Source organism: Erwinia sp. MMLR14_017 (assembly GCF_033657285.1).
GTDB lineage: Bacteria > Pseudomonadota > Gammaproteobacteria > Enterobacterales > Enterobacteriaceae > Erwinia.
In genome coordinates, this window is sequence record NZ_JAWVWP010000005.1 from 34,247 (window position 1) to 49,100 (window position 14,854).

The window sequence follows — 14,854 nt, forward strand, 5'->3', positions numbered from 1 at the left end:
GCCGCGAAATAGGGTCGAAAATTCAAGGTGCGCCCACCTCACCCGGCAGTAAACTCCGTCGATACCTGGCAATGAGGACAGATCATGACCGTTTTACACAGTTTCGATTTTTTCCCCAGCGGCGGACGGCCGATAGCCATTGAGCCTCGCGCACCTCAGGGGGCATTTCCGGAACATCATCATGAAGATTTTCATGAAATTGTGATTGTTGAACAGGGCGCTGGCGTTCATATCTTTAACGGTGAGCCGAGGCCGCTTTGTGGCGGCTGCGTCTGCTTTGTCCGGGATCATGACCGCCATATGTATGAGAATACCGAGGGATTGATCCTGACGAATGTGCTCTATCGGGGGCCGGAAGCCTTTCGGTTTGTCACCGGTTTTCAGCATCTGCTGCCGCAGGAGCGTGAAGGCGGTTACCCTTCTCACTGGCGCGTGGGCAGCAAAGTGCTGTCGCAGGCCAAAAAGCTGATTGATGAGATTCAGCTTCCTGTCTACACCACCTGCCTTGAAAGCCAGGCAGAACAGGAGATGCGCTTTATGCAGCTGCTGGTGCTGCTGCGTCGTGGTTGCAGCGAGCTGCCTGCAGACGATCAGGATGGGCGGATGCGAGGGTTACTGAACTGGCTCTCAGAGCATTTTAATGAAGAAATTGACTGGGAGGCGCTGGCGACGCGGTTTTCATTATCGCTTCGCACGCTCCACCGGCAGTTGAAGCAGCAAACCGGGAGCACGCCGCAACGTTACCTCAACCGGTTACGCCTGCTTCAGGCCCGCCATCTGCTGCGACATAGCGAGATGCGCATAACCGATATCGCTTTCCAGTGCGGTTTTGGTGACAGCAATCACTTTTCTACACTCTTTAAGCGCGAATTTGGTACCTCTCCGCGTACCATCAGGCAAAATGACCTGTGAGGTGAACCGTGACTGTACCTGTCCCCCTGCGCCTGGCGAAAGCCGACTATTTCCCGTCTGAACTGATGCCGATAGCGGTGGCTGACCGCGCGCCGCAACTTTGCTTTCCTCCCCATGTTCATGAGTTTAGCGAGCTGGTAATTGTCTGGCGCGGTAACGGCCTTCATGTCATGAATGACAAACCCTGGCTGATTACCTGCGGCGATCTTTTCTATCTGCGCCCCGATGATTGTCACAGCTTTGAATCCGTCAATGAGCTGATCCTGGATAACATTATCTTTTGTCCCGAACGATTCAGCCTGGGTCTGAACTGGAAACTCTTTCTGCCTGACAATCAGGACACAAAATGGCGGCTTACCACCCGGGGAATGGCGCTGGCGCGAGGCGTAATTCAGCAGCTGAGACTGGAGAGCCGTAAAAACGATCAGCTCTCTCGCCAGCTCACCGAAACGCTGTTTCTTCAACTCATTTTGACGTTACAACGTCACCGATATTCCCCTGAGAGCGTGAACCAGCTTCCCGAAGGCGAGCAGCTTGATCTTTTGATGTCAGCTATTCAGGGGCAGATTGCCACGAGTTTTGATCTGAGCGCATTTTGTCATCAACACCGGTTGTCTGAACGAGCGCTGAAGCAGCTTTTCAGACAGCAAACCGGCATGACGCCGGGCCATTACATCCGCCAGCTGCAATTATGCCAGGCTAAATACTTATTACGCAGCACCCCCCTCTTGATTAGTGAAGTTGCGGCCAGATGCGGCTTCGATGACAGTAACTATTTCTCGGTGGTTTTTACCAGGGAAACGGGCCTGACGCCCAGTGCTTTCCGGCTGCAGTTCGAACCGGTTAACGTACGCAGACTTCAGGTTGTGCGCGACGGGGAGTGATATTTCAGCTTTACCCCACGCACACCACTCTGACACAGAACCCGCAGGCAAGCCCTCAACCGGGGGAATGGCATAACGTTGAAAAGCACCACCTGGGGTGGTGCCTCTCTTCAGAGCCTTTTCAGCCTGACGGATATTCTTGTCAGGACATCATGCCCATGCCAACGATATTCGCCGCAATGATAATCACAAAGCAGCCGCCACAGAGAACGCTGACCGGCCGCCGCCCCACGTTTTTCCACTCTTTTAATACCAGCCCTACCAGACCGCCGCACAAGACATAGAAGCTCATATGCAGCATCCAGCTAATGAAGTCATACTGTGCCGGAATACGTGCGTGCCCCCATGCGTAGAAGAAAAATTGCAGGTACCACATTGTTCCCCCAAGTACTGAGAGCAATACGTTACTGATCAGCAGTGACTTCCCAACGGAGAAGTCGGTTTTAACAGAGAGGGAGGATTTGGTCATCAGGCGGATAAAGCAGAAGCCGAGATTAATTACCGCTCCTCCGCCCATAATCACCACATAGCTGGGTAGTGCCGTGTAGAGCGGATCAATTCCCAGCGCGGCGGCAGCCTCGTGCATTGGCTTCGCAGCATTCATCGCGAATGACATTCCCGCCGAGAAGATGCCGCACATTACCGCCAGAACTAATCCTTTTTTCAGATTGAATTCTTCTGCGGTAATGCCCATTGCGCGCTCTTTGAGTAAGCCTGCACGTGAAACAATGGCTACTCCTGCCAGCGCAACCAGCACGCCGAGGAGCGTTAACCTGCCACCGGTTGAACTGAAGAGTTCAACAAATCGTCCCTGTAGCAGAGGGGTCATTAAGGTTCCCACCACCAGGGTGATGCCAATAGCGATACCAATCCCCATCGACATGCCCAGATAGCGCATCGTCAGCCCGTAGTTGATGTTCCCTACGCCCCACATGGCGCCAAAGAGAAATACGGGTAACAGCTGAGAGAGCGTAAAGCTGCTGTAATACCCCCAAAAGTTTGGCAGCAACACGGCACTGACCGCCCAGGGGAGGATTATCCACGACGCGATACCGCCTACGGACCACATGGTTTCCCATGACCAGTTACGCACTTTTTTAAACGGAGCATAGAAGCAGGCGGCGCTGGCCGCGCCCACCAGATGCCACAGGATGCCTGAAAGGATTGCCTGACTCATTATTATATTCCTTCGTAGGAGGGTGAGGTTCCCGGTAGAGGCAGTCTACGAAGGAATGAACAGGCGGCACCTTAGGCTGGCTGCCCCGGCTGGGGCAAATCTGGCAAAATAGTGCACCTCACACTGACCGCGATCACAATTTCCACTTGTGGTCAAAGTGGTTCCTGCCCCCTCTTGCATTGCCTCCTCCCTCATTTCAGACCCGAATCCCTGCGTTCTTCTCATTTCTGCCATCTCCTCCCGATGCGTTGGCAGTCACAGAAAGGACATTCTGCCACGGCTGCGGCACTATTTTATAGCGCAACATTCCATTAACCGAATCTTAAAAAACCCTTTACGGAGAAGAGACTATGACGTCACACCAACATCGTTTCTATATCAATGGTCAGTTTGTTGAAAACCGCAGCGGCCGCTGGATTGATGTGATCAACCCGGCTACAGAACAGAGGCTTTCTCAGATCCCGGAAGGGAGTCGTGAAGATGCCGATCGGGCTGTTGATGCGGCACAAGCGGCTCAACCGGCATGGGAAGCGTTACCGGCCGTAGAGCGTGGTGTCTGGTTGCGAAAAATCTCGCAAGGCATTCGCCAGCGTGAAGCGGAAATCACCGCCACAATCGTTGCTGAAGGAGGCAAGACCCAACAGTTAGCAAAAACCGAAGTGCTGTTTACTGCTGATTATCTTGATTACATGGCGGAATGGGCACGGCGTTACGAAGGGGAAATCGTCCAGAGCGATCGGGTCAACGAAACCATTATGGTGTTTAAAAAAGCCATTGGTGTCACCATCGGTATTCTCCCGTGGAATTTTCCTTTTTTCCTGATTGCCCGCAAAGCGGCACCAGCGTTAATTACTGGCAACACAATTGTGATCAAACCCAGTGAATTAACGCCGAATAATGCGATTATTTTCGCAGAAATTGTTGATGAGATCGGTTTACCGCCAGGGGTTTTTAACTTGGTAACGGGTTACGGCCCTGAAGTGGGACAGGCGCTGGCGGCTAATCCTAAAGTCGGTCTGGTCAGTCTGACGGGAAGCGTAAATGCTGGTATTGCCACTCTCAATGCTGCGGCACCTAATATCACTAAAGTTTCTCTGGAGTTGGGCGGCAAAGCGCCGGCCATAGTAATGAAGGATGCTGATTTAGATCTGGCGGTAAAAGCTATTGTAAGTTCGAGAATGATTAATACCGGGCAGGTCTGTAACTGCGCAGAGCGGCTGTATGTCCAGCAGGACGTTTATAAGGAAGTGGTCGCCCGGCTGATAACCGCGTTTGAACAGGTAACCAGTGGCGATCCGGCGGTGAAAACGGACCTTGATATGGGACCGCTGATCTCCGCCGATGCCCTTGCTCGCCTGGAACAGAAGATTGCGCTGGCGGTTAAACAGGGCGCCAGGATCGAGACTGGCGGTAAACGTCTTGGCGAACGCGGATTCTTTTTTGCCCCCACGCTGCTGACTAACGTCAGTCAGGATATGGCGATTGTGCAGGAGGAAACTTTTGGTCCGGTTCTGCCGGTGATCCCCTTCGCCACGCTTGAAGAAGCCATTGCTCTGGCGAATGACAGTGAATATGGCCTTACGTCATCACTGTTCACTCGCGATTTGAACACCACGATGAAGGCGCTGAGAGAGCTTAAATTTGGTGAAACCTATGTTAACCGGGAGAATTTTGAAGCCATGCAAGGTTTCCACGCCGGTTGGCGCAAGTCTGGTATTGGAGGGGCTGACGGGCGTCACGGGCTGGAAGAGTATTTGCAAACCCATGTTGCTTATTTGCAGTCTCATTAATTCAGGTTCTCTTTCCAGTAATAATGCAGCCGGCCTTTTTTTGCCGGCTGTAACGGGTTATAACCGCCGTACCGCGGACATTCAGTCCTCTAATGCCGGACTCCAGGAATAAGTCGATAGTTCATTATTGCTTATCAATATTGATTTACGGTTGTGAAAGCTTTCAGGTTTACCCTGACGACTAATCAATTCCTCAAGCAAAAAAACCAGGTCTCAGGCTAACTTGCGAATAACTATAGGGTTATGGCGCAGAGCAAAAAAGTGATTTATTAGCGCCATTAAATACTTTGCGATCTTAACCAAAATTAATTAAAGCAACAGGTACAGGAAATTCTGAAACTCTCTGAAGATGCATTTTACATATGGTAATAAATGAATCAACCGGGTTAATGTATTACCTCACACAGAGCACGATTGTGCTTATGTGTCGAAAGAAAGACTCACACAGCAGCCTTATTACAAAGAGGCCTTAAACAGGCCCAATAATTAAATTCTTCTAAAAAATTATCAGATGGATATGCTCCCTCCCCCTCACCGCCTGCGGTGAGGGGTTTCCCACACAGCACCAGGGTCATTTACATGAAAAATAATTTACTCGCCTCTACATGGCTGCAGGCTGTCGCCTGTCTGCTTATTGTTATCAGTAATGCCGAAAGCTTTGTTACGCAATTAAGTCCGGCCAGATTTTCAGCTTTGGGCGGCTACGCATCTTCGCTGGGTCAGCTTGGCGTTTTCCTTTTTTTTATGACCAGTGGCTATCTGGTTGCCAGCCTTCACTGGAATGACTTTGGTGAAGGGAAAGTCATGGCTTTTATTAAAGGCAGACTGGTGAAGATACTACCCGTCTATTATTTATTTACCTTGATAACGATCGTGTTTTGGATTATTCATCCAGCCTGGTTCCCGTCGACGAAAGTGGAACCTGCCGATAATCTTCTCTCTCTTCTTTTCATTCCTTCTGTCTATATAAAAGAGCTGCATTTGTTGACGCCAGTGATCTCCGCAGGCTGGATATTCTGCTATCAGGTGCTATTTTATATGATTTTTTCCGTAGGCTTACTTCTTACCCGCCGCTCGGGCCTGACATTTATCTTCCTCAGCATCATTGTGCTTGCTGCCGCCAGTATCACGCTGCAGAGTGAAAATCTGTGGGTCCAGTTTTATACTAATCCCGTTATGCTTTATTTTCTCAGCGGCGTTCTCTGCTTTGCGCTACAGCCACGGCTTTCCACCCCCTGGTACCACACCGGATATTCTTTACTGATGGTGAGTTTCCTGGCGATGGTAGCCACAATCTTTATGCACGGACTCGCTCAACTGATTATTTTGACATTCAGCTTCTTTATTCTGACCTTCTTCAGCTTCCGTTTTGTCAGTAACTCTCCCGTCAGCAAAATATTAAGCGCAGTGGGAGTAGCTTCTTATTCAATCTTTGTATGTCATCGCCTGTTAATGGGCGCGCTGGAAAAAATATTACATCTCCTGCTGCCAGGCGAAAACGGTCAGATAACACTCTATTTTGCGCTGCTGGTGTTAGTTATGGCTTCTCTCAGTATGGGATACCTGATCTACTGGCTGATAGAACGGCGGGCTTCAATGTTTCTTCGGGTTAAAGCTGGTTAAAAATCCACAAAAAAGCCCCTTTGCTTGCGCTAAAGGGGCTTGAGGGATTGATGATACTTCACTGAATGACGCCGTCACATTAAGCGATCGTGACAATCTCTCAGCGGAGATCAGTGTTGCAACCGGAACTGGCTTTTAAATAATGACCAGCCGCTGACCAGAGCTAACGCCATCAGATAATAACTCGGCGCCAGGCTGCTACCGGTGGAGGCGATTAACAGCGTACAGATCAACGGGGCGAACCCGCCAAATATCGTCACGGCTACGTTATAACTGATAGCCATTCCGCTGGCGCGGGTGTTAACCGGAAACAGATCGGCCATCATTGAAGGCACGGTAGAAAAATAGATCGATTTAAGTAGCGCCATCCACCCCACCAGCAACAGCAGCATGCCGGAAGTTGGGTGGTTCACCACCAGCAGGAATGCCGGATAGATAGTCAGGATCAGTAATCCCAGCGATGTCCACATCAGCGGTCTGCGCCCTATTTTCTCCGCCCATAACCCCATCAACGGCGTGACCACTGTCAGTATGACGCCAGCCAGTAATGTCGCACTGAAAGCAGCCGTCCCGGAAAGATGCAGGCTTTTTGTCGCATAAGTAGGGACATAATTCAGCATATAGTTGATGCCGGTGGAGATCACCATCAGACCCATCGCCAGAAGCAGCAGGCTTTTTTGCTTGCCAGCCAGCAACCTGAGCGGTGAGTGGGATTTTTCCTGCGCGATAAAGCTGGCTGGCTCGTGCACATGGCGACGGATATAGAGACCCACCGGGCCAATCAGCAGGCCAAAAGCAAACGGAATGCGCCATCCCCACTCCTGAATTTGCGTCTCACTGAGCCAGTGCGTCAGCCCCAGCCCAAAAGCAGACGCCAGCAGCGTGCTTGCCCCTTGCGTCGCAAATTGCCAGCTGGCAATAAAGGCGCGACGATGAGGGAAATGTTCGACCAGAAAAGCGGTGGAGCTGCCAAATTCGCCGCCCGCTGAAAACCCCTGAATCAGACGAGCCAGCAGGATCAGTACAGGAGCAACCAGTCCAATGGTGCCATAGGAAGGCATCACCACAATCATGCATCCCCCGACCATCATCAGCGTAATCGAGAGCATCAGCGCTTTTTTTCTGCCCACGCGGTCAGCATAATCACCCAGTACGATAGCCCCTAATGGCCTGATTAAAAACGAGACGCCAAAGCTACCGAAGGTCAGCAACATTGAGACAGCAGGATCCTGCGTAGGGAAAAAAGCGTGCGCAATATAGGTGGCAAAGAAACCGTACACGGCAATATCAAACCACTCAAGCGCATTGCCCACGCAGGTAGCAAACAACGTTTTACAGAGATTTGGCGCAGCTGCCACCGGTGTTTGCGCAGAAGTTAACGTGCTCATTGCTGCTCCTTCTGCTGCTGGTAAAGCTGATGGCTGGCTATGAGTTGGCCCCCTTTTTCACCCAGCTCCCAGAACAGCTGTGTCATCATCTGTAGCCCTTCACGAGCGACTGATTTCAGCATGTGCTCATCAACAGCATGCTGACCACAGGCTGGATAGGAGTGCGGTATCCATAAAGTGGGCAGTCCGAGAATATGGGCAAAAACATCGTTGGGCAGCGAACCGCCCAGATTGGGCAGCAGTGCGGGTTTCTTGCCGCTGGTGGTCGCCATTGTAGCAAGAGCCCACTCTACCAACGGATTGCAGGGATCGAGTCGTGTAGCAGGCGAACCGCGCAGGACTTCAATTTCAACCTGCTGAAATCCATGACTGTCGAGATGCTCCCGCAGATGCTGCGCAATATTTTCCCAGTCTGTCTCCACCACAAAGCGCAGTTGGCAGACAACCGTGGCTTTGCCTGGAATAGCGTTCATCGGGCGGTCAGGATTACCGGTTAAAAACGACAATACTTCCAGCGTGTTCCAGCCATATAAACGTTCCGTTGGCGTTAAGCCAGCTTCGCCCCATTCAGCATCAATGTGCGGTCCATCGCTGCTCTCCTCAACGTTAATATCACTGAGAATCTGACGGACCTGGGCAGAAATGGCTGGCGGCTTCAGGGCCGTCACCTGTAGCTGACCGTGCTGATTGACCAGGCAGGCCACCGCACTGGCAAGCTGCGTACCGGGATTACTCAGTAGCCCTCCCCAGTTCCCGGAATGGTAATCACGATCGCGGGCATGAATGCTCAGCCTGACGTTAACAGCGCCGCGCGAGCCTAAAAATAAGGTAGGACGTTCGGCATTCAGACGCGGGCCATCAGAAGCGATAAAAATATCGGCATTCAGCAGGGAGCGGTTCGCTTCACAAATTTGCGCCAGCCCGGGCGAACTGATCTCTTCGCCCATCTCAAAAAGGAATTTGCAGTTGAAACCCAACTCACCGCCGCGCACGGCAAAAATCTGCTCCAGGGCGGCGATATTTACCGAGTGCTGACCTTTGTTATCGGCGCTTCCACGCCCATACCAGCGATCGCCCTCTTCGCTCAGTTGCCAGGGGTTCAACCCGTCACGCCAGTTTTCATCATCGCCAAAGACCACATCGCCATGCCCATAGCAAAGCAGCGTGGGCAGCGCTGTATCTTCGATGCGTGTCGCCAGCAAAAAGGGCCGCGCCTCTGCTTTGGGGTTAGCCAGTTCTGTGAGGGTGAAACCCATTGCACGCATTGCCGGAGAAATTTCTTCAGTAAAATAACGTTGTAGTTCGTTATCGCGATCGTCCCGCTGGCTTTCCGAACGAATAGCCACGCGCCGCGCCAGCACCTGCTTAAACTCCCCGCTGTCAAAATATGCCGTCGCCTGCGCCACTGCCTGTTGTCCTGTCATAACCCTGCCCGTTGTGTTTGCTGTTTTGTTATGCAACCCATCTAAGCTAAAATCGCGCCTTGCCACAATTATCAAAATATCAAACAAGCTTTGCTTACAGAGCAAAGCAAAATTGCACATCCAGGCAGCATGCACCAGAAAGAGGCAACATCATGCAGAGCGCAGAAATCCGCTATTTTCTGGCGGTAGCCAACACCGGTTCATTAAGCGCCGCCAGCCAGCAGCTCTATGTCGCTGTCTCCGCTATCAGTCGCCAGATCCAGCGTCTTGAGAATGAGATTGGTGCGCCTTTATTCGAGCGCCACGCACGGGGAATGGTGCTGAATGATGCCGGGAAAATATTTGAAAACCATGTTCGCCGTGCTCTTCTGGACAGGGAACATGCGCTGGCTGAGATCAAAGGATTAAAAGCGGTCAGACGAACCGCTTTGCGGGTTGTCTGTACTGACGGCATGGCTTTTGGGTTGTTACCGACCCTGTTCTCGCAATTCCGTCAGCTTAATCCCGCGGTGAGCTTTACGCTGACTGTATGCAGCGCGCTGGAGGTGGCGGAGATCCTGAGACAGGGAGAGTGCGACGTCGCCTTCCAGTTCAGCCTTCATCCGGAACGGGGCGTCGATGTGGTGGCTTCTTTTCCGGCACCGGTATTTATTGTCATGCACAACACGCATCCGCTGGCAGAACGCGAATTTACGCTAAGCGATCTGTCGGCGTTCCCGGTTGCGCTGCCCGACCAGGGCACTACCGTGCGGCAGCTGTTCGATCTTTCCTGTCAGATGAGCGGAACCTTTATTGAACCGGCCATTACCTGCAATAACTTCAGTACGCTCTATACCTTTCTGCAGCAAAATCCCCTGGCCGTGACCATTTGTAGCCAGTTCACCGTGCTCTATCAGGCCAGAGAGCATGGGCTGACGCTGCGTTCAATGGGCATCGATCAGCTTACGCAACGCACGCTGCAGGTGCAGACGGTAAATGGCCGCCAGCGTTCGGCGGCACTGAATCTGTTCCTGACCTTTGTCAGTGAGCAGTTGCAGCAGGAAAACCAACGATTTTCCCGCGAGTATGGTTTTTGAGGCCCTCCGGGAAAGAGGGCCGACGCCTTACTTAATATCCACCTGGTAGAAGATGTGTTTACCAAACGGATCGATCTCATAACCTGTGACCTCTTTCCTCACCGGTTCGAAGATTGTTGAATGCGCAATCATTACCGCAGGTGCCTGATCGTGCATGATTTGCTGAGCCTCGCGGTACATATCGACGCGCTTGTTATGATCCTGCTCCGCACGGGCCTGAGTGATGAGATTATCAAACGGCTTATAGCACCATTTCGATGAGTTCGAGCCGCCATTAGCTGAGGTGCAACTGAAGAGAGGTCCAAAGAAATTATCAGGATCGCCTGTCGCTGTTGTCCAGCCCATCAGGGCGGCCTGATGCTCGCCATTTTTCACCCGCTTAAGGTATTCACCCCATTCGAAGCTGACGATATTGGCTTTAATACCCACTTTGGCCCAGTCAGCCTGAATCATTTCGGCCATACGTCGCGCATTAGGATTATAGGGCCGCTGAACCGGCATCGCCCACAGATCGATAGCGGTTCCTGGCTTCAGACCAGCCTCTTTCAGTAACGTTTTCGCTTTTTCCGGATCGTAATCATAATCTTTGAGATCCTTGTCAGCGCTCCAGACGCCAGGCGGCAGCAGGTTTTTAGCTACCGTTCCGGTGCCCTGGAACACAGCCTGGATAATCGCCGGTTTGTTGATGGCCATGGTCAGCGCCTGGCGAACCTTGACGTTATCCAGCGGCGGCTTCTGGGTGTTAAAGGCAAGGAAGCCGGTATTCAGACCCGCTTTTTGCATCAGCGTAAGATCTTTATTTTCCTTCATACGAGGCAGGTCGGCAGGATTTGGGAAAGGCATCACCTGACACTCATTCTTTTCCAGCTTGGCATAACGCACGGAAGCGTCAGGCGTAATGGAAAATACCAGCCGGTCCAGCTTCGCTTTTCCCTGCCAGTATTGCGGGAAGGCCTTAAACAAAATACGGGAGTCTTTCTGATACTGCGCCAGCTCGAAAGGCCCTGTACCGATTGGTACCTGGTCAACTTTTTCCGGCGTGCCGGCTTTCAGCATGGCATCAGCATATTCAGCGGAGAGGATGGAAGCAAAGTACCAGCCTAAATCGGCGAGAAACGGCGCTTCGGCATGGGCCAGAGTAAAGCGTACCGTATTATCGTCTACCTTAGTGATATCGGTGATCAGCGAGCCAAATTCCAGACTTTCGAAATTAGCATAGGTCCCACTGGAAACGTTGTGGTAAGGATTTTTGGTATCTTTTTGCCGCATAAAGGAGAAAATGACGTCATCCGCGTTAAAGTCGCGCGTGGGCTTAAACGCCTTATTACTCTGAAACTTCACCCCTTTACGCAGATGGAAGGTATAGGTTTTGCCATCGGGACTGATTTCCCAACTTTCCGCCAGGCTGGGAACCAGTTCGGTAGTACCCACTTTGAAGTCCACCAGACGATTATAAATAGGGACAGCGCTGGCATCCACACTGGTACCAGAGGTATAGAGCTGGGGGTTAAAATTTTCCGGCGACCCTTCCGAACAGAACACCAATGTTTTCGCTGCGGCACCTGTCGCTACCGTCAGCGTTAACGCAGCAATAGCCGTCCTTAAAAATGTTTTTTTCATTTCCATCCTCGTTAGAGTGTTGCTGATTGTTTTTTCCTGGTTCCAACAATCTAATCGCTAACGGTGGAGAGAACCAGCGTTATGCTGTTTTTTTATTCATCACTTTTGGTTATATTTCAGCGAGTTGTTTAGTGTGGTAAAAAAATAGCAGGTACATTTCCGGGAGGGATAACAGAAAGGTTTCCCCGCCGGGCGGCAGGGAAATATTTATACGCCATCTGAAGATCAGTTCAGTTTATAATCCAGCGTAATTTCAGCGTTCATCAGCTGAGAGACCGGGCAGCCAGCTTTAGCCTGATTGATGATTTCATCAAATTTGCTGCTGTCGATACCAGGCAGCTTGATTTCGCTTTGCAGAGCGATTTTGGTGATTTTGAAGCCTTCACCCACTTTGTCCAGCGAAACATCGGCCACAGTATCGATGCTTTCAGGCACAAAGCCTGCGTTGCCTAACATCAGAGAGAGCGCCATTGAAAAACAGGCTGAGTGAGCTGCGCCAATCAACTCTTCCGGGTTAGTGCCTGGTTTGCCTTCAAAACGGGTGTTAAATCCGTAGGGCTGCTCTTTCAGCACGCCGCTTTCGGTGCTGATTGTGCCTTTACCCTGCTTGATATCGCCTTCCCAATGCGCCTGCCCTTTCTTATGAATGGTCATGACTGTCCTCCTGTTTGTTTATTATGAACTTTCAGTATAGTGACTTCTCAGCAGTTCGCTGGGGAGAGGCGTCCGACTGGTTAATCCCTGACCACTACCTTCCCCACCGCACGTCATCACACTTCCCTCTTTGACCTGGCTCCGCCACTCTGATAATTATGATAAATCAGTACGCTTTCCCTCAGAAACAGGAAGACAGGATGAACCAGGAACTGGCCAGCCAGCTCAGCACACGTTTTTACCGCTACCTTGCCGTCACCAGCCAGAGCGATGCCGCCTCTCAGTTGCTGCCGAGCACGCCAGAGCAGCACGCCATGGCGAAAATGCTGGCAGAAGAGCTGCGTGAAATGGGGTTACAGGATGTGGTGATTGATGAGTTCGCCACCGTAACTGCGGTTAAGCCGGGCAATCGCCCTTCCGCACCGCGCATCGGTTTTATCACCCATATCGATACCGTGGACGTTGGGCTCTCTCCCCATATCCATCCACAGACTTTGCGTTTTGAAGGCCAGGATCTCTGCCTGAATCAGCAGGAGGATATCTGGCTGCGTACCGCAGAGCATCCTGAAATCAACGCCTACCACGGGCAGGAGATAATATTCAGCGATGGCACCAGCGTGCTGGGAGCAGATAACAAGGCGGCGGTGACGGTCGTGATGACGCTGATGGAAAACCTGACGCACGAAACGCCCCATGGCGATATCGTGGTCGCTTTCGTGCCGGATGAGGAGATTGGGCTGCGCGGCGCCAAAGCGCTGGATCTGAAAACGCGCTTTAATGTTGATTTTGCTTACACCATCGACTGCTGTGAGCTGGGCGAAGTGGTGTATGAGAATTTTAACGCAGCTTCAGCCGATATTCGTCTGACCGGCGTCACTGCCCACCCGATGTCCGGGAAAGGGGTGCTGGTTAATCCGCTATTAATGGCGCTCGATTTTGTCAGCTACTTTGACCGGATGGAGACGCCGGAGCATACGGAAGGACGCGAAGGTTATGTCTGGTTTAATGAGATGACCGCCAACGCCAACGAGACACGGCTGAAAGCTTCAATTCGCGATTTCGATCTGGCTTCTTTTGCACAGCGTAAGCAGAAAATTGCCGACGTGGCTGCCAAAATCCGCGAGCAGTATCCTACGGGCAAGGTTGAGTTCACCCTCACAGATACCTACAGCAATATCAGTAATGCGATTGGTGAAGATCGGCGCGCAATAGAGCTGATCTTTGCGGCGCTGGAAGAGTTAGATATTACGCCAAAAGTGACGCCGATGCGTGGCGGAACCGATGGGGCTGCGCTCTCGGCAAAAGGCCTGCTGACGCCAAACTTCTTTACCGGCGCGCATAATTTCCATTCGAAATTTGAATTCCTGCCGATCCCTTCGTTTGTGAAGTCCTACCTGGTTGCAGAAAAGCTCTGCCTGCTGGCAGCAAAGTAAAAGCAATAAAAATGGGCGAATAAATTCGCCCATTTGTTCATCGTCCGGCGTGCTGAAAGGCCGGGATTTAACCCTGTTACTCTTTCACCGCCACATCAATGCCAGGGAAGAATTTGGCTGCCAGCTTAGTTACGGTGCCGTCTGCCTGCACTTTAGTGATAGCGGCATCCAGCGCCTCTTTCAGCTTCGCATCATCTTTACGCAGACCAAAACCGATCCCTACGCCCAGCACCTGGGTGTCTTCCACCGGGTCGCCCGCGAAGGAAAATCCCTTACCCTGTGGTTTCGCCAGGAAGCCGGACTGACCCGCTGCCGACATGACCAGCGTCCCGTCAAGACGGCCTGCGACCATGTCGTTATAGACCTGATTCTGATCCTGGTAAGGCGTCACCGTCACACCCTGAGGCTCCCAATGCTTTTTGGCAAAGGTTTCCTGAACAGAACCCTGCAGAACGCCGATATTTTTACCCTTGAGCGATGCAATAGTTGGCTGCAAACCGGAACCAGTTTTGCCAATCAGCTGGCTCGGAATACGATAGACTGGCTTAGTGAAGCCAATGCTTTTCATGCGCGCTTCGGTGATGTTCATTGCCGAGTTAATGGCATCAAATTTCCTGGCGGCAAGCGCCGGGATCAGCGCATCAAAGCTGCTCTCTACCCAACTGCATTTGAAATTGCCTACCTGGCAAATCGCTTTCCCCAGTTCGATATCAAATCCTTCCAGATCGCCTGACGCATTGCGGCTTTCAAAAGGTGGATACTGAGACTCCAGTCCGTAGCGCAGCGTTTCCTGCGCCATCACCGACATGGATGAGAACAGCCCAACCGCCACAAACAGTGCATTCAGTTTCTTCATCAACTTCCCCTCAGGAG

The 14,854-nt window shown here is 51.7% G+C and carries 12 protein-coding genes; 6 read left to right on the plus strand and 6 right to left on the minus strand.

Annotated features, from left to right (window positions below; all coding sequences use genetic code 11):
- The first annotated feature begins 84 nt into the window (after positions 1-84).
- Entirely contained in the window at positions 85-912 is an 828-nt protein-coding gene (rhaS, locus tag SD961_RS09870; protein ID WP_318790197.1) for an HTH-type transcriptional activator RhaS, read from the plus strand.
- Positions 913-920: 8 nt separating this feature from the next.
- A complete protein-coding gene (rhaR, locus tag SD961_RS09875) occupies positions 921-1,796 on the plus strand; it encodes an HTH-type transcriptional activator RhaR (RefSeq protein ID WP_318790198.1) in 876 nt (291 codons plus the stop codon).
- A gap of 142 nt (positions 1,797-1,938) precedes the next feature.
- Here the strand turns inward: rhaR and rhaT are convergent, their stop codons facing one another.
- Positions 1,939-2,973, minus strand: coding sequence for an L-rhamnose/proton symporter RhaT (gene rhaT, locus SD961_RS09880; protein WP_318790199.1), 1,035 nt, complete (start codon positions 2,971-2,973; stop codon positions 1,939-1,941).
- A gap of 350 nt (positions 2,974-3,323) precedes the next feature.
- Between rhaT and aldA the strand changes: the two genes are divergently transcribed.
- Positions 3,324-4,763 carry an aldehyde dehydrogenase gene (gene aldA, locus SD961_RS09885; RefSeq protein WP_318790200.1) on the plus strand — a complete coding sequence of 480 codons (1,440 nt, stop codon included), beginning with the start codon at positions 3,324-3,326 and terminating at the stop codon, positions 4,761-4,763.
- A gap of 579 nt (positions 4,764-5,342) precedes the next feature.
- Positions 5,343-6,386, plus strand: a complete 1,044-nt coding sequence (locus SD961_RS09890; RefSeq protein WP_318790201.1) for an acyltransferase — start codon at positions 5,343-5,345, stop codon at positions 6,384-6,386.
- A gap of 110 nt (positions 6,387-6,496) precedes the next feature.
- Here the strand turns inward: SD961_RS09890 and SD961_RS09895 are convergent, their stop codons facing one another.
- Positions 6,497-7,774, minus strand: coding sequence for an MFS transporter (locus SD961_RS09895; protein WP_318790202.1), 1,278 nt, complete (start codon positions 7,772-7,774; stop codon positions 6,497-6,499).
- Positions 7,771-9,198, minus strand: coding sequence for a M20 family metallopeptidase (locus SD961_RS09900; RefSeq protein ID WP_318790203.1), 1,428 nt, complete (start codon positions 9,196-9,198; stop codon positions 7,771-7,773). The genes SD961_RS09895 and SD961_RS09900 overlap by 4 nt, the downstream gene beginning before the upstream one ends.
- A 152-nt stretch (positions 9,199-9,350) precedes the next feature.
- Between SD961_RS09900 and SD961_RS09905 the strand changes: the two genes are divergently transcribed.
- Positions 9,351-10,274 carry a LysR family transcriptional regulator gene (locus tag SD961_RS09905; RefSeq protein WP_318790204.1) on the plus strand — a complete coding sequence of 308 codons (924 nt, stop codon included), beginning with the start codon at positions 9,351-9,353 and terminating at the stop codon, positions 10,272-10,274.
- Between the two features lie 27 nt (positions 10,275-10,301).
- Here the strand turns inward: SD961_RS09905 and SD961_RS09910 are convergent, their stop codons facing one another.
- Both SD961_RS09910 and SD961_RS09915 read right to left on the minus strand, forming a co-directional pair.
- Positions 10,302-11,900, minus strand: a complete 1,599-nt coding sequence (locus SD961_RS09910; protein WP_412916673.1) for an ABC transporter substrate-binding protein — start codon at positions 11,898-11,900, stop codon at positions 10,302-10,304.
- A gap of 219 nt (positions 11,901-12,119) precedes the next feature.
- Positions 12,120-12,548, minus strand: a complete 429-nt coding sequence (locus SD961_RS09915; RefSeq protein ID WP_318790206.1) for an OsmC family protein — start codon at positions 12,546-12,548, stop codon at positions 12,120-12,122.
- Between the two features lie 200 nt (positions 12,549-12,748).
- Between SD961_RS09915 and pepT the strand changes: the two genes are divergently transcribed.
- Positions 12,749-13,981 carry a peptidase T gene (gene pepT / locus SD961_RS09920; protein WP_318790207.1) on the plus strand — a complete coding sequence of 411 codons (1,233 nt, stop codon included), beginning with the start codon at positions 12,749-12,751 and terminating at the stop codon, positions 13,979-13,981.
- A gap of 76 nt (positions 13,982-14,057) precedes the next feature.
- Here pepT and SD961_RS09925 read toward each other — a convergent pair whose 3' ends face one another.
- Positions 14,058-14,837, minus strand: a complete 780-nt coding sequence (locus tag SD961_RS09925; protein WP_318790208.1) for a transporter substrate-binding domain-containing protein — start codon at positions 14,835-14,837, stop codon at positions 14,058-14,060.
- Between the last annotated feature and the right edge of the window lie 17 nt (positions 14,838-14,854).